We start from the raw sequence: 20,812 nt of genomic DNA, 5'->3' as shown, positions 1-20,812 counted from the left end.
GTCACTCTCACTTATAGAGTAAGGATGTCAATTGAACACAGAGATCATTCATTCTGAAGCCCCAGATATTGTCGATCAACTGGTTGATGGGGTAAGAGCGTTTAACATAATGAATATGGGAAGTGAGCTATCAAAGCCATTAACTATCGTAATGCGAGATGGAAATGACAAGATCATTGCTGGTATTGCAGGTAGAACGATATATCAAAAATTTTTAATCAATGTGTTATGGGTAGATGAGACTTTGCGCAGCGAGGGTTTAGGCCATAAATTAATGATACTGGCAGAAAAAGCTGCTATTGAACGTGGTTGCCTAGCTGCTCAAGTAGATACCTTAGCATTTCAAGCGGCAGGGTTTTACCAACGACATGGATTTGAAGTCATTGGTTCTGCACCAGCATTTGGTAAAAGTCCTGCACAATATTTTCTTTTTAAGCATTACGGCTAACTACTCAGCGTTAAAGGCATCAAGTAAACATTGATACTTGTCGATAAAATACTGGTTTTTCGTTTAAGTAAGCCAATAATCGGTTCGTAAACTATTGATTAAACACGGCCTAAGTAAAAATCAGTATTGAGCGAGTTAATAATCGCCTTTTTTACGAGAGCGAGATGCAGTCTGTACAGAATTGATCATTTTACCTAAGGCTTTATCTTTAGCGCGTTTTTGCGCTAATGTTGCCCCGTTTAATGCTTGTTCTCGCATTAGTTTTTGGTAACTAATAAGTCGTCTTTCAGTTAACTCACCTGAAGCAAGCGCGGCTTGAATTGCACAGCCTGGCTCCGCTTGATGTTGGCAATCTGAAAAACGACACTGCGATGCAAGTTGTGTTATTTCACTGAATGTTTCACTGACGCCTTGCTCACACGCACCTAGTTGTAATTCACGCATCCCCGGGGTATCGAGTATTAATCCACCACTTTGCTCACCTCGAGACATCCATTTAAGTGCTCTTGATGTGGTTGTATGACGGCCTTTACTGTCATCTTCTCGTATTGCGCTAGTGAGCTGAGTTGAGCTTCCCAATAATCCATTGACTAAGGTTGATTTACCTACGCCAGAAGAGCCTAACAAAGCGATAGTCTGTCCTTGTTTGCAATAATCGAGTAGCGGTAATATTTCGGTTTCATCAAGAGCATTGACTGAATGCACCATCATTAAAGGATTCAATGATTGAACTAACTGAGTTTTATCTGCCACATCGTCACACTGATCTGCTTTAGTTAATATAACAATAGGCGTGACTTGTGACTCACTGGCCAGCGATAAATATCGTTCAATTCGACTTAGATTAAAGTCATTATTTAATGAGCAGACAATGAACAAACTGTCGATATTAGCTGAAATAAGCTGCGACTCAACCTTACTTCCAGGCGCTTTTCGTTGAAATACTGATTTGCGTTCAAGTAATCGAACAAACTTATGCTGTTGATCACATAACACCCAGTCTCCAACACACAATCTATCAGTGACACTGGCTTGATGCGCGGTTTGCGACATTGCCCATTGACCGCTTGGGGTGAGTACGATCACGCCACTACGGTGTTGTTCAATAACTCGGCCAATAATTAGCCTATCATCTGCGCTGTCATCGCTAATTAATTCCATCTCTTCCAGCGATAATTGTTGCTGAAAAAAAGGTTGCCAACCGAGTTGTATTAATGAAGGGAATTCACTCATTTACTGTCCTAATAAGGCGTCTTATGTGGTGTAACGTTAAGTATAGTCATCAGCTTAATTTTGCTTATTACGTGAGTCATTACTCGCGATAAATAGCATATTATCAGATTACGAATTAACGACTTGTGACTATGGTAGCTAATTTAACTAGCGATACAGGGCGAGCAGCAAATATACTACACGTTATCAGTACGACGGCTTAATTTGTAGCCTAATTGAAGCCTGAAAATGTCAAACTGACGAGTTGATGGTATTTTGCTCAGCAGTGTTAATTAATTGCACTACAATGGCACAAGTGTGATTGACATGTCATAACCCCACCCAGGATAAAAAACTGAACATGCTTTGTTATTAGGCAATAAATTTACGCTTAGTATCTTTTGAAACATATCCTTCTAAGCAAAACCTGAGTTTATAAAGTCTTTAATTACAATATCTTATCTTTATGCTTTGAGCATGGGATATTTTATCTTTGTAATGCTATGATTTTGAAAAAATGATTTATTCTGCTTTAACAAATTGAATAAAAATGACTCAAAATAGATATTGCAAATGCAAACATCATATGTTTACATAGTGGTTAATTTAACAAGTTTCACAAATCTGTAAATAAAATCGTTAGTAAAAACAGATTGCAACTGTGGAATGATTATTAGCTAGTATTTCCTTAATTTATTCAGATAATTAAGGTTGAATTAAAAGGACGTCCTTCAATGAAGTCTATCGTTGCCAAGCCACTATTGGTCAAATCGATGTTTAAAAAAACTGCATTAGTACTTTGTATATCTCAAAGCTTGATGGCTTGCCAAAATAAAGAAGCTAATGCAGAGGTTGAGTCTGTTGTAAATAGCGCAACAGTAGAACAAGAAACATCTACTCAAATTTTGCCTTTCTCTGATCCAACCAATTCAGGTGGTTGGGTGCTTAATACTGAAATCAGTGATGAATTTGATGGCACTGAAATTGACCAAGAAAAGTGGTTTGTCCAAGGGGCAAACGGTGATTACTACATTTGGAAAGGTCGAGCACCGTCTCAGTTTGCTCCTCATAATGTGATTGTTGAAGACGGCTTTTTAAAATTACGTAGTCAGTGGGAACCTGATTTTGAGTTTGCTAATGAAAACTACGCTGACGGCAAAGTCGATGCGAAATATGGTTCATTGGCTAATGGCGATCCTATGCCAATAACAACCGCTGCCATTGTCAGTAATAAACGCTTTTTAAATGGCTACATGGAAATACGTTCCAAAGCGGTTAACGCTTCAATGACCAGTGCGTTCTGGGCCATTGGTTATCAGTCTGAGTTAGATATTTATGAACAAATCGGTAATCCGAAAATCATTGGCGATATCAAACCTGATCAATCTAAGTCAACTGTTCATGATTGGAGCCCACCAGCAAAACGTCCAACTCGTGTATTCCATCACAAGGAAAATTTACCATATCGCGTTGCTGACGAGTTTCATATTTACGCAGCAGAGTGGGGCGAAGATTACTTAAACTTATATCTTGATGGAAAATTACTGCAACGCTTTACTCAAAAAGAGCTAGGCGATCGTTGGGTGCTTAATAACCCGCTTGAAATTTGGTTGGATTCTGAAATTTTTGCTTGGTTAGGGATGCCTAATAAAGAAGAACTTCCAGCTGATTTTGAAGTTGACTATATGCGAGTATGGCAAAAGCCTAACCCAGAACTTCTAGACCGTGCATTCTTCGGATTTGAAGGGCCTATACTGTTCCAAGAAAACAAACGTCCGCTTAAATTGGTACCTGAAAATTCTGAAAATAATCAATATCAAAAGTTTTGGGATATTGATGCTAACTCAGCAAACTATGCAACCATCACTAAAGAACAGCGAATCACTGGTTTACGCAGCCTTAAAATTGCCGCAGACAAAGATGCTACAGATGAGCTAATCAAGGTTAGTTCACCTGAAAAAGCAGTGAGATTAGACAAAGGAGATTATCGCTTCTCAATGCGTCTTTGGGTTGATACTAGTAACTCTCTTAGTGAGTTTAACGTGACTGTTAATAATGCAAATGGTGATGATGCAGGCTTTGTTTTAGCGCCATTCAATCTAAGCGAAATTGACCATGCGCACAAAGCACAATGGATTACAGTAAGCCAAGATATAAGCCTTAACGCGCCTGTAGCCAATGACGCTAAGTTAACAATCACGGTTGATCCAAGCCAGATTAAAGATGCGTCTGCATTATTTTATATCGACGACATTTCAGTCGTTAAACAATAAGTTAAGTTAAAGGAAAGCCACATAATGATTTAGTTATGTGGCTAATTTTAATGGATTTAAACCGCGTTAATAGCAGATGAAAATGTATGTTGGCGCAGTAATATACGAGATTGACTGAAGTCTGATGTATCGAGCGGTCTCAAGAGAATGATTATGATATTTCACAATAAAACGACAGCACTAGCACTTGCATGTGTCACTGCCATGACATTGAGTGTGTTACCGATACAAGTCAGCGCAAAGGATAGCGAGAAACAGCCCGACGTGTTGATTTTGATGTTTGATGATATGCGCTTTGATACATTCTCTTATCGTGATGGCCCGGTTAATACCCCTAATATTGATGCATTAGCGCACGAAGGCATCAGATTCGATAATGCGATGACGAGTACGGGATTATGTTCACCTTCAAGAGCCGCGATGTTTACTGGTCGCTGGGGACATAAAACGGGGCTTGATGACAACGTTGGCCTATATCATTCTCGTTTAGACGAACTGCGTGTCGAAGAAGGTGGAGTCATCAGACGTGCCGTCGATGCCGGATATAAAGTGGGCTATGTTGGCAAATGGCATATTGGCGCACAAGGCCCAGCGTTAAGAGGGGCTGAGTTTGTTTATGGTCATGATAAAGATGTAGAACGTCATGGCCGCCAATGGGGGCCTTACGAAACGAAAGAAAATATCGCTAAATTCAAACGTGGTGAACGCGATGCTAATGGTGAAAAGCACGAATATTACCGCACAATGCCAGGCACTTTTGAGGATACCAAAGCAGGTAAGGAAGTCCGAGAAGGGCAAAAAATGCTTAAAGCAGCGGCTAAAAAAGATGAACCATTTTTTGGCATTATCAGTTTCGAACAACCTCATCCACCATACCGTGTGCCAGAACCTTACGCGAGTATGTTTGATCCTAAAACCGTAAAACTTCCTAAAAATCATGGTATTGAACGCGTTAATAAACCAATGTCTCAAGATGATATTTGGTGGCCTTGGCATGATGTAAGTCATATGACCGATGAAGATTGGCGCAAGTCACGCACCTTTTATTATGGCGCGATTGCCATGATAGATCATGCGGTTGGTGAGTTAATTAAAACCGCAAAAGAAGTTGGTATGTATGATGATTTACGCATAATCGTTATTGGCGATCAAGGCAGTATGTTAGGCGAGCATAACCTATACGATAAAGGCCCATATGCTTATGACGAACTCATGAGAATGCCACTTATTATTCGTGATCCGAATGTCGAACCTAAAATCATTGAACGCCAAGTGTCTATGTTAGATATTGCGCCTACGTTGGCTGATTGGATGACATTACCCAATGATGGGGACGTCGATGGCCGTTCATTAGTTCCCCTTATGGAACAAGGTGATATCGCTGATAGTAACAAAGCCGACATCGCTTTGTATGCTTACGAATGGTACAACGGCGGCTGGTTTGGTATTCGAGCGATTAGAACACCAGAGATGAAGTTTGTATGGAACCCTGGGGATAGTCGAGATGAGTTATACGACTTAAAAAACGATCCCTATGAAATGACAAATTCAATTAACGACCCTAAGTACAAAAAACAACTGAAACAGATGGTTAAGTATATGCATGACGAGCTTGTGAGAGTCGATGATCCTGCTATCACCAAATTTAAACAACATATGAAAGATATGTTGTAAACAGAATTTACGTTGGTCGGTTTGACATAACAATACTGATCACCGTAAACCTCGGCATTCATTGCCACTAACCCCTGTTTTAGATTGGAAACAGCTTTTGGCCAATGGCTAAAAGCTGGGTTTTTGCGGCTCCAATGTTGGCAAAGCAGTAAAAATAATTTCAATTAGGAGACATTATGAATAGCGTTATTAATCAAAGCATAGGTAAAACAATTCAGCATTGTTTAATGGGAACTATGTTAACGCTTTCTATTGCATCAATGACTTATAGCACGTCAACAGAAGCTGCAAGTATTGGTAATCAAGGAAGATATTTCACTAACAAAGTGACTGGAACGTCAGAAACAGTCAATTTATCAGGAAACGCATCGCAGCAAACGAGTCAGCTGCAGGCTGCAATTAACCGTGCGAGTAATAAAGCAAATGGCGGTGTTGTTAAAGTTATGGGCAACGACATCAAATTAGCTCAAATCGATCTTAAAGCGAATGTAAGGTTAGAAATTCAGTCAGGCAAAACCATTAAAATGGCAGATAAAGTGCTATTTAACTTAAACCGCAATGGCCAAGGTCCCCGTGCGCCGTTAATGCAGAATGTTGAAATAACCTCAACGGGTAGCGGTCGTTTTAATATAGACGTAAATAAAAGTGCCATCTTCTCTAATGCAATTCCAGTGAGAGTGGGGTATGTCAAAAACTTCGCATTATCAAACTTTAACATCAAAGATAACTATTCTATTTTCCCTTCGTTATTTATGGTGGCAGACAGTGATGCAAGAACGGTGGCTAATAACGCAACTTATGGCCGGATCCCCGAAAAAGGCGTAGTAGAAAATATTTCTGCAACCAAAGTGGCAGCAGGCTATGCCTTAATTCAGCTATTTAGTGGCAAGAAAATGCGTCTTAAAAACTTAGACGCTGAGGGTGGGTTAACAATTAGGTTAGAACCTGGTAGTGGCCGTCCTTCTGATTATTTAAATCAGGCTGGGCCAAGAGTGGGTAACATCGCTGATATTAAGATGATTGATATTGAAAACACTGAAGGAATGGCAGCTTTGTTCCTCAAACCTCATCAGAAAATATGTTCAGACATTACCGGCTCAAACATTCGCGGCGTGAATAGTGCTTTTACTATTATGAGCAATTCCAGCGACTCTAATACATTCAGTCGTGGTTATTTTGAAAGAACAAAGTTTACTGGGCGTATTTCGTTAACTAAAACCAAAAATACACCATTGGCAGATATTGGAGCCTCTTCACAATATTTTGTTGAACCAAGTGAAAGTGTTGGCAGAACGAAAATTGCAGATTTTCCAAATGATCCATCAGGACGTCGTTGGCATACTAAGCCAATGGCACCAGTGTTAATAGCTTCGGCGTTAAATCGCAATACGGTTGGTACCTCTGCTAAAGGTCGTTTTGGGATAGATATATCAAATGCCAATATTATTAAAACTGGCAACTATGAGCGTCCAACGAAAGTATTTTATCGTGAAGATGCAATAAAGCTGAACAATAAGCCTGCAACAGCCTGGATTAATAAATAATGCTTAATTGCCGTGAAGCAAACCATATATTGGCTTGTTATTAATACTTAACCCAGTGCGGTAATTAACTTTACCGCACAGTTGATATTTGATGGGGCTATATGGATATCACAAACAAGCGAGTTCAGCTAAGTGTATTCACTGTGGTTTTGCTCATCCTAGTTGCCAGCTTATTTTCAAGTATTGCGGGATACCGATATGCCGTTATTTCTTTAAAGGGAAATCAGTTTATTACCGCTGCTGAAGAAGCGCATCATTTAGTTAGCGAATTGCATCTTGGTAATAGCAAAGAAAACAAACGCGCTTTACAGAGTCGTTCTTTCGCGGAGTTTGATGTTAATACATTGCCAAATAATGCCATAAATGAATTTACAACAAGCTGCCAATTATTGGTCGGATTAGACAATAAACTGAACAATTTAAATACGGAATTAAATTTTATTGAGTTATTGGGTGAAATAAATTCAATAAAAAATACTCAAGCTAAAAACTTAGCAATCAACATGGTAGTTGATGAAAGCGCTGATTTTAAAGAGAAGGTGGCCAAGGGGTTATATAATTTTGTACTAGATAACCCGGATGATGAAATCGCATTCGAAATATTGGAACAAAAATTTTCACATAAAATAACCGCAGAGCAGCGACAAGCGTTAAGACGTCAATTACATGCAATGACACAACCTGAATACATTAAGCGTGCTATTCAACTCACTAGTCAAACAGGGGCAATGACAGACGCTGAAACACAGTCTTTTAATCTTGAATATCAGCCTTTTTACGACTCTCCCTATGCTGAAGTTAGAGCCGCGGCAATAGAAGTGATTGGGCTTGTACAGCGAGAAGATGAGATTGAATTACTTGAACAAGCTTTGTTTGACGTTGATAACGATGTCAGTAATGCAGCCTTAACAGTGATAGGCAAAAGGCAATTGAATGATCCTCAATTAATTAATGCCTTAACAATGTTACACGCACAAAATGGGCATAGCTTATCTACCGAGCATCAACAACATATTGAAGCTTTATTGTATGAGTTTGGTGTCATTTGAATGAAGTAATTATCAGTAATACCTTGTGTCATTACAAAGAAGATTTTAAAAATATTAAATATAAGTAATAACTTAGCGATAGAGAAATGGATGTTATGAACAATAAACGGATAAATAATATAGTTGAGGCTGTGAGTCATTGGCGTGGTGCGCTAATGGGGGAGTCGTTAACGCGTAATATCACAACTAACAAAATGACTGCACTGTTAACAACGGCAATGCTGGCCATTTCTGTATCAGCAGAAGCTGCACCAGCGTTATCGGTTGATGCTAATACTGAAATAACGAAGGGTAAACAGCCTAATATTTTATTGATATTAACTGACGATCTTGGGTACAACGATGTCGGTTTTAATGGCTCAAAGGAAATTAAAACGCCTAATTTAGATCAACTGGCAGCTAATGGGACATCTTTTTCACAGGCATATGTCGCGCATCCATTTTGTGGCCCAAGTCGAGCAGCACTCATGACTGGTCGATACCCGCATAAAATAGGTTCTCAATTTAATTTACCGACTAAAGGCTCGTTTGTTGGGGTGCCGTTAGAAGAACAGTTTATTAGTAAACTATTACAAAATAATGGCTATAACACTGGGGCTGTTGGAAAGTGGCATCTTGGCGAAGCGCCTGAATTTCATCCAAATGCTCGTGGTTTTGATGACTTTTATGGATTTACAGGAGGCGGTCACAATTATTTCCCACAACAATTCAAAGCGCAATATGCAGAGCAGTTAAAGCAGGGGAATACGAATATCAATCACTACATTTTACCTCTTGAACATAATGGTAAAGAAGTAGACGAAAACGAATACATTACTGATGCTCTTTCACGTGAAGCTAGCCGTTTTGTCAAAGACGCCGCTAAGCATGATAAACCTTTCTTTTTGTATCTTGCTTATAACGCACCGCATGTGCCACTTGAGGCGAAACAATCTGATATGGATCAGTTTCCAACTATCAAAGACCAAAAACGAAAAACCTATGCTGGCATGGTGTACGCAGTTGACCGTGGTGTCGGTCAGATTGTTGAAACGCTCGATAAAACTGATCAACTTAATAATACTTTAATCGTTTTTATGAGTGATAACGGCGGCAAGTTAAGTAAAGGCGCCAATAACTATCCTTTAAAAGAGGGTAAAGGCAGTGTTTATGAAGGTGGTTACAGAACGCCAATGTTATTCCATTGGCCTGACAAGGTGGCATCAGGGCAACGTTTTGAACATCCTGTTTTAGCATTGGATTTGTATCCCACTTTTGCAGCGCTTGCTGGCGCAGACGTCCCGCAACAGAAACGTTTAGACGGTAAGAACATCTGGCCAGCATTCAGTGCCAATAAAAACCCTCATCAAGATGAATTATTTTATGTCCTTCGTCATCGCAAAGGCTATAGCGATGCGGCAGTGAGACGTAATGAGTGGAAAGCTGTTAAACACAGTCAACAACCCTGGAAACTGTTTAACGTCCAAACTGATGCCAACGAAACTGAAGATCTCAGTTCAAAGCATCGCAATAAATTGAATGATATGGTTCGTGAGATGGAAAAGTGGAGCTGGGATAATAAACAGCCTTTGTGGTTTCACGAAAACTTTGAAGGAGCGGAATGGCGTCTACATGGCATGCCACGTTTTGACAAAACTTACTCTACCGAAAAGTAATCATCACACTTTTCCATGTTTAGTTAAGTCATCATCGTAAGCCCTTACGGTGATGCATTGTAGCAGGATGTTCAAATGCATAATTTATCAAAGCGATCCCTTCCACTTGTTAGCCTTGCCGTTATGATGGCTATAGGCGGCTGTCAATCCACCCACGATAATAACATCGATAATGTGAAGCCTTTGGTGTCATTTAGCGACACTCATGAAGACATCAAACTTGAGAAAGTGAATCGCCGTAAATGGGATAACCCAGTCATTGCCGATTTTGATCAAGATGGCTTTCAGGATTTATTACTGACTGATCATGGATATAGCGTCAAACTATATTGGAACAATAATGGCGTTTACGACAAAGGTTATGATCTGATTGTCGGTGATATGCATGGTATTGGTGTAAGTGACTACAACAATGATGGCAAATTAGACGTACTCATTTCACGTGGCGGTGGCTCGGGTTCTAATGCTCGCAATGCAAAGCTTTACCATTTTAATGGCCGTGAAATCATCGAGGGAAATGAATTTAAACCACCGCTACAAAATTTACGAGGCCGAACCAGTAAGTTTTTTGATGCTAATAATAATGGCGACCTAGACCTGCTCTTAATGGGTTTTCCTTCACGAGCAAAAGGGCCTAAGCCTAAAAGTGATTCTGAAAACTTTGTCTACAAAAATGACGGTAAAGGCAATATTGTACATGTGACAGATTTACCTCAAACCTATCAAGATGGACAAAAGGTACTTATCACGGACTTTAATCAAGATCAGATAGATGACTTATTAATTTATGGTCATAACAGGCTGATTGCCCTTAAAGGCACAGGGGATTATCAATACCAAGATGTCACCGATACGTTATTTGAACAGGATATTAGGCATGTTACTGGCATTGCTGAAATAGATTATGACAATGATGGCGACTTTGATTTATACCTGACAAGAGCAAGGCCATTAGAAGCGGGTGACACCTTTTTCGATGAAAAATCTAACACTTTTGCGTTTTATACAAAACGTGGCAAATTTCGGTTTAAAGACTTGGTCATTGGCGACACTTTCGAGTTAGAAAATTATCAATCACCTTATCCAAGCCAAGATATTTTTGTGGGTGAAGGCACTTATAAATATCAATTTGAAGGTGAGCGTCATCGTGGCCAAAATGTCAAACTTGTGAGCAGTAATGCCTTAGGTTGGCCCGATAAACTGCCTAATAAAGGCATGTATGTCGGATATATAGGTAATGACACTTGGCGCATTGCTGGTAATACATTTTCGCCGACCACTGGTGTTATAAAAGGGGTAAAACAGTATGATACGAATGTGCAACCTAGTGCACCGACTGATTTACTATTAGAAAATAAACACGGACGTTTTGTTGATGTGACTCAAAAAGCTAATTTAGCGATCAACGAGCATACTTCAAGTGTGACCGTTGCCGATTTTAATAATTCGGGACATCAAGATTTATTAGTCATAAAACAAGGTGATTTATCAACTGAAACAAGTCAATTGTTATGGCTCAATAATGGTCAAGGACAGTTTACCCTTGCAAAAGGGCATGGAGTCGTCTCGAAAGAATTAGGCGCGCTAGGTGCTGGCAGTGATAGCTTTGATTATAACCAAGATGGTTTTGTCGATATCATTTATGCTAATGAACGGGGTCAATGGCACCTATTTAAAAATGAGTCGCTAGCGAAAGACAATACCAATTATGTTGTGCTAGACATTGGCAATTCGCCATCAAACGATGCCACAGCTATGGGAGCCGTGGTGTTATTGAAGGCATGTGGCCAAACTCTTTCACGTAAAGTTGGTGCAACAGGAGCGCCGTATACTCAGTCTTATAATAAGCATTTACACTTTGGTCTAGGCAGTTGTGAAAAAGTGGATTCTGCTCATGTTAAATGGACTAATGGTGAAAATCTAAAACAAACCAATATCAACCTGAACCAAATCAATGTCGTCAACTAAACCTTATCAATACGACTAAGTTAACAACGCCTCGATAATATCGGGGCGTTTTTATTGGTAATAAGGGTTGGTGAAATAATCATCATAGCTTAGGATGATATAAGTCACTGTTTTTCAATCTAAGACGTTATGGTTTATATGATTGCGACGCAGTATTCAATGGTAATAAACACAATATTGATTGGCTTAAGCCTCGGAATTTTTGCCTTAATGACCTCAATATGGAGATTGAGTTATGTACGAAGAGTTAGCAATTTTAACTATTTTTGCTTTCAGTTATTGTTTAATCGCTGGCAGAGTCGAAAACTCGATGATTTCCGGGCCTATGGTGTTTGTGGTCGTTGGTTTTGTATTAGGGCCTGAGATGCTTGGCTGGTTAGGCAAAAGCGTTGATGGTTCAGGCATGAGAGTATTCGCAGATTTAACCTTAGCAGTCGTGTTATTTTGTGATGCGTCAAACAGTAATTTATCCATTTTAAAGCGCCATATTGCGATTCCATCAAGAATGCTGCTATACGGGTTACCTGGTGCTATTTTAATGGGCTTTGCTGTTGGATACTTATTATTTCCTAATTTGAGTGTTTACGAAGTGGCAGCCCTTGCGACTATGCTGGCAGCGACAGATGCTGCGTTAGGTAAAGCCGTAGTGACGAGCCCAATAGTGCCATCAAAGTTGCGTGAAGGGTTAAATATTGAAAGTGGCCTTAACGACGGCATATGTGTGCCTATTCTGTTCGTATTTCTTGCGTTAGCAGCGGGCAGCGTTGTAGAAGGGCAAGTGACCCATATTGCATTTGAGTTTTTATTAGAAGAACTAGGTATTGGCTTAATTGTTGGATTATCTGCCAGTTATTTGGCCAGTAAACTGATTCATTACTGTTATAGCAAAAACTGGATTACTGAAATTTGGAGTCAGAATATTGTTCTTAGCTTAGCGCTTTGTTGTTTTGCTATTGCGCAATCATTAGAGGGAAGTGGTTATATCGCAGCGTTTTCGGGCGGATTATTATTTGGCTACTTAATGAAAGAACACAAACATAAAATGATATTGCCTACTGAAGGCATTGGCGAGATTTTAGCGCTTTTAACTTGGATGCTCTTTGGGGCGGTGATAATCAGTCGTGCGTTTGAAGCGTTTACTTGGACTATGTTGATTTATGCGTTGCTAAGCTTAACGGTAGTCCGAATGTTGCCAATATTCTTATCCCTAGGCCTTAAAGGGGAAAACGTGGCGTCACGGTTATTCTTAGGCTGGTTTGGTCCTAGAGGGCTTGCATCAATCGTGTTTGTTGTCATCATGCTCGAGCGAGATTTACCGGGCGGAGAGTTCATGGCAATGACAGTAATCTGTACTGTGTTTATTAGTTTAATTTTGCACGGTATGACGGCAAAACCATTATCGAAATGGATAAGCAGCCGAGTGAATTAGGCCAAGACAAAGCGGCATAGACATGAGTCTGCATGTAAATCTGAGACTGATGCCTATGCCGCGAATGATTGCGTTAGTTAACTAGCTGCATAATGATAACGATAATGAGCAGTGGACAAATAAATTTGACGTAAACAGGCCATACTCGCCAGAACAAGCTATCCGCATCTACGCCTTCTTGATTGGCAATATCTTTTAATAAATCATTTCTATGCCATACCCAGCCAACAAATACCGCAATACCCAAAGCAATTAATGGCTGAGCTCTTTCAGTTGTCATGGTAATAATAAAACCAAATAAACTAGCAAAATTAAACACGATTAATGAGGCAAGGATTGCAATAACCCCGCCGACCAATAATGTTGCCTTATTTCGGCTGATAGTGGTTTTTTCTACTATGTAGCTGGTGGGTACTTCTACAATAGATATCGCTGACGTTAAGCCTGCTATGGTCATTAAGGCAAAGAATACAATAGCCAGTATATATTGACTATACCCGCCAATTGAGTCGAATAATGCCGGTAATACTGTGAACACTAATGTATCAGAATTAAGTAAACTGCCGTTTTCTGCAAATATTTGCACCCCATTATGTTGTGCGACATACATTGCTGGAATAATCATCAGCGCGGCCAGAAATGCTACTGAGGTGTCCGTGAGAGTCACGTATGCAGTAAGCTTGGCTAAATTTTCTTGTTTATTTAAGTAAGCGCCATAAACCATCATCGCACCCGTACCCACAGATAATGAAAAAAAGGTTTGCCCTAGTGCGCTAACCAAAACATCAGTATGAAATACCATAGTAAAATCGGGTACCAATAAGGCTTTTAATCCTTCAATTGCACCAGGCTGACTCAAGATATACATTGCTCCAGCAACAAGCATGATTAACAGTATTGGCATTAATCTTTTTGACCAGCGTTCAATACCCTGTTGTACACCTTGTCTGATGACTAAGATAACTAATGCAATAAACACTAATGTGAACACTAAATTACGAGATACTGAAAATTCGGTGAGCCAAGTAGAAAGTGATTGTTGTTGAGTGAGTTCTGCAACGGGGGCTAATGCAAAACTAACAAACCAACCAGATAAAATACTGTAAAAAGTACAAATGAGCGTAGCGGTAATGATGGAAACAAAGCCAATGGCTTTACCTATTTTTCTTGAAAGGGCATTTGAGCCAAGTTTTGCCATTGCATCAGCTGGGTTAGTTTGACCATGACGACCGACCATTAATTCCGCCATCAACATCGGGTAACCCAGCAATACGATCAGTAACGCGTAAACTAACAAAAATGCACCACCGCCGTAGGTCGCCGCTTGTGTAGGAAACCCCCAAATATTGCCCACTCCTACAGCTGAACCTGCTGCAGCCATAATAAAACCGATTCTTGAACTAAATTGTCCGCTTGTATTCACGCTCATGCTTACGCTTAACTCTATATGTTAAAAAAGAGAGCGCATCATAGTGAAAATCAATAATGGGTCAATGAATAAAATAGCTTGGTGGATAAGTTAACGAGCAATAAATGATATGTTTGGGTTCTATTTTTGAAATAAAATTCTTTTATTTGGCTAACCCTAACAATTTGTTGTTATGTTTTTATCAATTGCGTTAACTGACGCAATTTAATTTGAGTTAAGTGACTTAGGTAAAGTGAGAGTTACTTCACAAAGGGCAGGGTCAACCCATAGGAATTGCAGTGGTACTTTTTACTTTTTTGAGTACAAAACTGGATTGAATACCCACAATATGCGGGTTTGTGGTCAACTTATTAAGTAAGAACTCTTTATAATCTTCCATATCCTTAACTAAGACTTTGAGTTGATAGTCAGCCTCACTGCCCGTGATCAGACAGCATTCTTGCACTTCATCATACTCACTAATGAATAACTCAAATGCGTTTAATACATCACTTGCATGTTTGGCGAGCCTGACTTGGATATAAACGGTGAGTTTTAGGTTAAATTGTTCAGGATTGAGTAATGTTGCATAACCATTGATATAACCCGCCTCTTCAAGAGATTTAACTCGCCTTGAGCAAGGAGAAGGTGACAAATTAACCTTTGCAGCTAGATCTTGATTTGAGAGTCTGCCATGGGTTTGCAATAACGATAATATGGCAAAATCTGTGGGATCTAATACTAAGTTGGTCATAGTCTATTCAGCACTCTCGTTAAGAAATAACAACATGGGTTAATGTGAAAACGACATGTTCATTAAAACTAGTAAAGGTTAATTATAAGCGGGTTAGGACTTATTGTAATTAACTGAGTATAGCCAGTAAATACTGTTACTCATTGACTCATTGACTCATTGACTCATTGACTCATTTACAATAATTAAAATCGAACCAGTAACCAATAAGCATGAAGCTGACTTCACGCGGGGAGTCGCTCAGAAAGCTTACATGCTTATTCGTTAAAACTGAACAGAAGGGCGGATAACGAGTGATACCCATACTGGCAAACAATAACGTGATGCTATCGAGTAAAACCTATTAATTTAAGACGGTAAAGAATAAATACAAGCCTTAATGAAGGTAATACACCAGAAGGTTGAATATTAAAATTACATTATGATATTTAAAGAAAAATCGACAACGAAAGTTGCAGAAAGGGATGCAAGATACGTTGTCGATTGCTTAAATACAGCGGTTAAATAACTCAGTTGTCATCATTTACCAGACGCCTTTAATAAGGAATGTAACCGTATTAATTGGAGGCTGTTGGGGCAGCCTCCACAAGGTTAGCTATATAGCAAATGTGACTTCAGTTAAATCAGTGTCAACTTAGAAAATATACTGAACACTGCCACCGTAAAAGCGATTCCAATCACGTGGGTAGAACCCTTGACCGTAACCTTCTTGGTTGGTGTTTTGACGTGTAGTGTAAGCTTGGTCAAATAAGTTTTTCACGTATAAACTGAAACGTAAATTATCTTGGCCAAAGTTAAAGTACAGATCCCAAATACTTGATGATGGGTTAGCACTTTGGTTTAGTGCTAATTCATTAATTGATTGAGTATGTGCACCGTTATAACGCCAGTTAGCTTGTAAGCTACCGTTCCAACCAGTATTACCGAACTCGGTAGAGTATTTAAGCGTACTGAACAATTGCTGCTCGGCATTATTCGGGAATGAAAGACCGGTTTGATCGAAGCGTTGTAAACCTGTTACTGGATCAGTAGTACAACGATCTGCTAACTCTCCACCGTCACCAGCAGGACAGTTGATTGGCGTATCAGAAAAGTCTTCATAACGTGCATCAAAGATAGCGTAACTTGCTGTCCAACGAAGATCTTCGGTGATATCGACAATTGCATCGGCTTCAAAACCAGTAGAGCGTGCTTCATTCGCATTAACATAACCTGCAAACACAACGCCGTTTTCTTCGTCAATAACACGTGTTGCACGAACTTGATAGTCTTCAACAGTCATATCAAAGTAGGTGATGTTAAATAACACATCATTATCGAAGAAGCCTGAACGTAAACCAACTTCAAAGTTAGTAGATTGTTCGGGTTTAGTTGGGAATTGATCGGCATCAGCTGGATTCGTATTCGTTGTTACAAAGTAAGATGCACCTTTGTAACCAGTCGAATAGTTGACGTAACCTCGGATAGAGCGAGTAAAGTCGTAACCGATAACTGCTTTATAGATAAAGGCATCATCTGAATCAGAAAACGTTGTTTTTTCAGTTTGACGTTTAATTAATGATGGGTCAGTTTGCGACATGGCTAATACATCGGCGTATGTATCCATTCCGATACCATCAGCAGGAGTGAACAAGTCTGTACGCTCAAATGTTGCTTCACCGTTTTCATGTAATGCTCGGAAACCAAAAGTTGCATCAAGCTGGTCAGTAATCTGATATTCAAATTGACCAAAAATTGCGTAGTTTTCGAAATTCGTTGTGAAGTTACCACCAGATAATAAACGCCCTGGGGTCAAGTCAGCCATCATGCTTTCATCGAATACTTGGCCTTCATACATACTTAAGAAGTTACGGGTAGATTGACGGTCATAACAACCAGATAACTCTCCACCGTTAATAAAACCGAAGTTACCTGCAATACAGCCATCACGGTTTTCAGAACGTTGACCTTCAGTATTGTGGTAGAACAAACCGACAATCCAATCAAACTTTTCATTATCAAAAGAGCTTAAGCGTATTTCGTGTTGGCTCACATCGACAGATTCATTACCACCAAAGGCTGAGCGCTCTAATGGGAAGTTTAGAGTGAAGAATCCAGAGCTATTATATAAGTCAAAATCACGGTAGCTACCGTTATACGATAAGGTAAGATCGTCATTCAGATAATAGTCAGCTGCGATAGAAAAACCTAAATTTTCAGTAGAACCATAGTTCGCTTCTGGGTTACGTGCAGTAACTGGTTTTCCAACATCATCAAATGATTTAGATGAATTAATACGGTTGTAGGTTGTCCCTTCGATAGTACCGTCATCTTTCACGTTAATAATAGGTCTTGGCCCGTAATCTGGGTTTACAGGTCCAATTTGAGTCATAGAACAACAGTTGGTATCTGTTTCAGCATATTCTGCACGGAATAAAATATTAAAGTCTTCGCCGTCGTCATATAACAGTTGGCCACGAAGTCCTGATTTATCTTGTTCACCGATTTTGTAGTCTTCATGACCTGGCATGGTATTGTCGATCCAACCATCAACTTCACTCCATTGTGCATTCATTCTGAATGCCCAATTATCACCGATCGGTACATTTACTACACCACTAACATCAATACCGTTATCTTGAGTGACTTCAGTTCGGATATTGCCGCCAACAGCATTTAAGTTAGGTTTTTTGGTGACATAATGCAGCATACCCGTGGAGGTATTTTGGCCGAATAGGGTACCTTGTGGACCACGTAAAGCTTCAACACGTTCGACATCAGCGACCGCGAGGTTAAGCATTGACTGTCGAGGTAAAACTTCACCATCAATTACTACTAAATTTGATGATTGCAAACCAATAGAGTTAGTGAATGTTCCAATACCACGTGATTTTAGTGTAGTTGTTCGGATTTCACTGCTTTCATCAATACCAAAACCTGGAAGGTATTTAACAAGATCAAAGCCATTTTGTACGCCTAATTCTTGAACTAAGTCGCCATCGAGTACTTCAATAGAAACAGGAACATCTTTTAATGCTTGCTCACGCTTTTGCGCGCTGACCATGATGACTTCAATATCTTTTGTTGAAGCGGCCTGTTCAGCATTATCCGTTCCATCCTGCGCATATAGATTGCTTGATGTGGCTGCAAAAGAACAACCAGCCAGCAATATTGCTTTGTGCAATTTACTATATTTCGGCATTTTCTTACTCCGTGTATTTATTATTTATGTCTCATTGCGGGAATGTGACTTCCCCCCCCATACAAAATGAACCGAGTAAACGACGACTAACTGTTCACGATGTATTAAAACCTGCTTGTTGGTATATGTATAAAAAACAGGCAATACAGTTCATATGAAGTATTTAAACATATGATGTTTAAATGTGCAACATGTTAAACTTTTGTTATTTTCACGGTCTATCGCATTGATTTTCTGTTATTTATTGGTGAAATTGTCCTTGCTTGTGGTATTTTTGTAAATAAAAAAATCAATTTATTGTGGTGATAAGAACCAAAAGCAAAGATTTCAAAAAGGATGGTTTATCAATAAAAGAGATAGAATTTAGGACAGGTTGTTGATGTCTTTTTACAGTAACCTCAATGATTAACGTTACTTTTCATTATCATGCGAAATCGATTTGCTGCTGTTAAATATTGCTAGTTGTTGGCTAACCTCGAAAACATTGTTTATAAATTCAAACATCATATGTTTATTAAATTGCTATGTTTTAGTGTTGATTTAAGGTAGGTTAACAATATGTTGCGGCTTGGCTGAGTATATGAGGTCGCCAATTCTTTAACAGTGATGTCGGTATTAATGTCATGTTGTCTAAGCACGTTTTATATAGTCGCTGGGCATGTAATTAGTCCTTATTAGTGTTTATGGCGTAAAGACCTTAGCTTGTAAGTCACGACTGTCAGCATGAAGTTGTAAATCATCGTGTATATGAAATGGAGTATTTTCTAAATGAAAGCATCAATAATAGGCAGTCTGGTATTGTTATCGAGTACCTTGTCTTTTAATACCTTTGCCGAAGAAGTCACTGAACAACCTAATATCATTTTAATCTTTGCTGATGATGCTGGTTATGGAGACTTTGGATTTCAGGGCAGTAAGGTTATGCAAACGCCACATTTGGATGATATTGCGCAGCAAGGGGTTATTTTTGAGCAAGGTTATGTCAGCGATGCAACTTGCGGCCCTTCAAGAGCTGGGCTTATGACAGGTAAGTATCAACAACGATTTGGTTATGAAGAAATTAACGTGCCTGGCTTTATGAGTGATAACTCGGCTTTAGATGGTGCTGAAATGGGGTTACCACTAGATCAATTAACCATGGCTGATTATCTTAAAAAGCAAGGTTATAAAACCGCTGTGTTTGGTAAATGGCATCTTGGTAGTGCAGATAGATTTCATCCATTAAATCGTGGTTTTGATGAGTTTTTAGGTTTCAGAGGTGGCGACCGCAGTTATTTTCCTTACCCTGACACTACACATAGTGATATCAATGACATTATGTACGATAAACAACTTGAAAAGGGCATGGGTAACTTTGAAGAACGAGAAGGTTACTTAACTGATATTTTGGGTGATGCCGCGGCTGACTTCATCGAAAGAAACCAATCTGATCCTTTCTTTATTTACCTAGCATTTAATGCTGTGCACACTCCACTTGAGTCAAAGCCTGAAGATTTAAAGCAATTTCCTCATTTAACAGGAAAACATCAAGAACTCGCTGCTATGACATTAGCAATGGATCGTGCAACAGGTGTCGTCATGGACAAACTAGATGCATTGAATTTAACTGATAACACTATTGTTGTTTTCACGAATGATAATGGTGGGCCATCAGATAAGAATGCATCAAACAATGCCCCTTTAGCTGGCACAAAATCAAATCACTTAGAAGGCGGTATCCGTGTGCCATTTATTATGAGTTGGCCTGCGAAAATTAAAGAAAATCAGCGTTATACTTATCCTGTAAGCACAATCGACTTACTGCCTACTTTTGTCGCTGCGGCGGGTGGTTTAGATACTGTTACTGATACAGATGGTGTGGATTTAGTTCCGTACATTAATGGTGAAAATACTTCACGACCACATCCAGTCATGTACTGGAAAAAGGAAACCAGAGCCGTTATCCGTGACGAAGACTGGAAACTTATTCGTTATCCAGATAGACCTGCAGAGTTATACAATCTAGCATCTGACACAGGCGAGCAACACGATCTAGCAGCGAAACACCCAGAGCGTGTGAGAGCAATGTTTAAGTCATTATTCGATTGGGAGTTAACGCTTGAACGCCCAAGATGGTTATTAAAGCGTAAGTTTGAAAAATACGATTTAGACAGAATGGATAAATATCGTGAGCCTGCAACTCAATAAGTATAAAAACAAAATAATAAGCCGGTGAAT

At 39.4% G+C, this 20,812-nt stretch carries 13 protein-coding genes; 9 read left to right on the top strand and 4 right to left on the bottom strand.

Annotated elements, in window-relative coordinates; all coding sequences use genetic code 11:
• Positions 1 to 31: 31 nt before the first annotated feature.
• The gene (locus AN944_RS07860) at positions 32 to 448 is read left to right on the top strand and encodes an N-acetyltransferase (RefSeq protein ID WP_055024043.1); all 417 of its coding nucleotides are present in this window, start codon (positions 32 to 34) and stop codon (positions 446 to 448) included.
• A gap of 135 nt (positions 449 to 583) precedes the next feature.
• Here AN944_RS07860 and rsgA read toward each other — a convergent pair whose 3' ends face one another.
• On the bottom strand, positions 584 to 1,681 hold the full coding sequence (rsgA, locus tag AN944_RS07855; RefSeq protein ID WP_055024042.1) for a ribosome small subunit-dependent GTPase A: 1,098 nt from the start codon (positions 1,679 to 1,681) through the stop codon (positions 584 to 586).
• A 713-nt stretch (positions 1,682 to 2,394) separates the two neighbouring features.
• Here rsgA and AN944_RS07850 point away from each other — a divergent pair.
• The 7 genes from AN944_RS07850 (at position 2,395) to AN944_RS07820 (ending at position 13,252) form a co-directional block, all read left to right on the top strand.
• Positions 2,395 to 3,933, top strand: a complete 1,539-nt coding sequence (locus tag AN944_RS07850) for a family 16 glycosylhydrolase (protein ID WP_200913367.1) — start codon at positions 2,395 to 2,397, stop codon at positions 3,931 to 3,933.
• A gap of 153 nt (positions 3,934 to 4,086) precedes the next feature.
• Positions 4,087 to 5,607 (top strand): sulfatase-like hydrolase/transferase, encoded by a 1,521-nt coding sequence (locus AN944_RS07845; RefSeq protein ID WP_144430157.1) that lies wholly within the window; start codon positions 4,087 to 4,089, stop codon positions 5,605 to 5,607.
• A gap of 176 nt (positions 5,608 to 5,783) precedes the next feature.
• Positions 5,784 to 7,151 (top strand): hypothetical protein, encoded by a 1,368-nt coding sequence (locus tag AN944_RS07840; protein ID WP_055024040.1) that lies wholly within the window; start codon positions 5,784 to 5,786, stop codon positions 7,149 to 7,151.
• A 101-nt stretch (positions 7,152 to 7,252) separates the two neighbouring features.
• A complete protein-coding gene (locus tag AN944_RS07835; RefSeq protein WP_055024039.1) occupies positions 7,253 to 8,200 on the top strand; it encodes a HEAT repeat domain-containing protein in 948 nt (315 codons plus the stop codon).
• Positions 8,201 to 8,295: 95 nt separating this feature from the next.
• Positions 8,296 to 9,855, top strand: coding sequence for a sulfatase (locus AN944_RS07830; protein ID WP_235530872.1), 1,560 nt, complete (start codon positions 8,296 to 8,298; stop codon positions 9,853 to 9,855).
• A 75-nt stretch (positions 9,856 to 9,930) separates the two neighbouring features.
• On the top strand, positions 9,931 to 11,823 hold the full coding sequence (locus AN944_RS07825) for a CRTAC1 family protein (RefSeq protein WP_055024038.1): 1,893 nt from the start codon (positions 9,931 to 9,933) through the stop codon (positions 11,821 to 11,823).
• Positions 11,824 to 12,058: 235 nt separating this feature from the next.
• Positions 12,059 to 13,252: a sodium:proton antiporter gene (locus AN944_RS07820; RefSeq protein ID WP_055024037.1), complete on the top strand. Its 1,194-nt coding sequence runs from the start codon at positions 12,059 to 12,061 to the stop codon at positions 13,250 to 13,252.
• A 73-nt stretch (positions 13,253 to 13,325) separates the two neighbouring features.
• Here AN944_RS07820 and AN944_RS07815 read toward each other — a convergent pair whose 3' ends face one another.
• From AN944_RS07815 to AN944_RS07805, 3 genes are all read right to left on the bottom strand, one after another.
• Positions 13,326 to 14,681 (bottom strand): sodium-dependent transporter, encoded by a 1,356-nt coding sequence (locus tag AN944_RS07815; RefSeq protein ID WP_055024036.1) that lies wholly within the window; start codon positions 14,679 to 14,681, stop codon positions 13,326 to 13,328.
• A gap of 259 nt (positions 14,682 to 14,940) precedes the next feature.
• Positions 14,941 to 15,414 carry an Lrp/AsnC family transcriptional regulator gene (locus AN944_RS07810; protein WP_055024035.1) on the bottom strand — a complete coding sequence of 158 codons (474 nt, stop codon included), beginning with the start codon at positions 15,412 to 15,414 and terminating at the stop codon, positions 14,941 to 14,943.
• 634 nt (positions 15,415 to 16,048) lie between these two features.
• The gene (locus AN944_RS07805; RefSeq protein ID WP_055024034.1) at positions 16,049 to 18,595 is read right to left on the bottom strand and encodes a TonB-dependent receptor; all 2,547 of its coding nucleotides are present in this window, start codon (positions 18,593 to 18,595) and stop codon (positions 16,049 to 16,051) included.
• A 768-nt stretch (positions 18,596 to 19,363) separates the two neighbouring features.
• Between AN944_RS07805 and AN944_RS07800 the strand changes: the two genes are divergently transcribed.
• Positions 19,364 to 20,782, top strand: coding sequence for a sulfatase-like hydrolase/transferase (locus AN944_RS07800; RefSeq protein ID WP_055024033.1), 1,419 nt, complete (start codon positions 19,364 to 19,366; stop codon positions 20,780 to 20,782).
• Positions 20,783 to 20,812 lie beyond the last annotated feature (30 nt).

It is taken from the genome of Shewanella sp. P1-14-1 (assembly GCF_001401775.1).
Taxonomy (GTDB): domain Bacteria; phylum Pseudomonadota; class Gammaproteobacteria; order Enterobacterales; family Shewanellaceae; genus Shewanella; species Shewanella japonica.
Note: the sequence above shows the minus strand (reverse complement) of the source record. Positions and strands in the feature narration are given on the sequence as shown.

Excerpts from the sequence above, each read along its gene's own strand:
- rsgA (WP_055024042.1), bottom strand. The coding sequence starts at position 1,681 with ATGAGTGAATTCCCTTCATTAATACAACTCGGTTGGCAACCTTTTTTT.
- AN944_RS07850 (WP_200913367.1), top strand. The coding sequence starts at position 2,395 with ATGAAGTCTATCGTTGCCAAGCCACTATTGGTCAAATCGATGTTTAAA.
- AN944_RS07845 (WP_144430157.1), top strand. The coding sequence starts at position 4,087 with ATGATATTTCACAATAAAACGACAGCACTAGCACTTGCATGTGTCACT.
- AN944_RS07840 (WP_055024040.1), top strand. The coding sequence starts at position 5,784 with ATGAATAGCGTTATTAATCAAAGCATAGGTAAAACAATTCAGCATTGT.
- AN944_RS07835 (WP_055024039.1), top strand. The coding sequence starts at position 7,253 with ATGGATATCACAAACAAGCGAGTTCAGCTAAGTGTATTCACTGTGGTT.
- AN944_RS07830 (WP_235530872.1), top strand. The coding sequence starts at position 8,296 with ATGAACAATAAACGGATAAATAATATAGTTGAGGCTGTGAGTCATTGG.
- AN944_RS07825 (WP_055024038.1), top strand. The coding sequence starts at position 9,931 with ATGCATAATTTATCAAAGCGATCCCTTCCACTTGTTAGCCTTGCCGTT.
- AN944_RS07820 (WP_055024037.1), top strand. The coding sequence starts at position 12,059 with ATGTACGAAGAGTTAGCAATTTTAACTATTTTTGCTTTCAGTTATTGT.
- AN944_RS07815 (WP_055024036.1), bottom strand. The coding sequence starts at position 14,681 with ATGAGCGTGAATACAAGCGGACAATTTAGTTCAAGAATCGGTTTTATT.
- AN944_RS07810 (WP_055024035.1), bottom strand. The coding sequence starts at position 15,414 with ATGACCAACTTAGTATTAGATCCCACAGATTTTGCCATATTATCGTTA.
- AN944_RS07805 (WP_055024034.1), bottom strand. The coding sequence starts at position 18,595 with ATGCCGAAATATAGTAAATTGCACAAAGCAATATTGCTGGCTGGTTGT.
- AN944_RS07800 (WP_055024033.1), top strand. The coding sequence starts at position 19,364 with ATGAAAGCATCAATAATAGGCAGTCTGGTATTGTTATCGAGTACCTTG.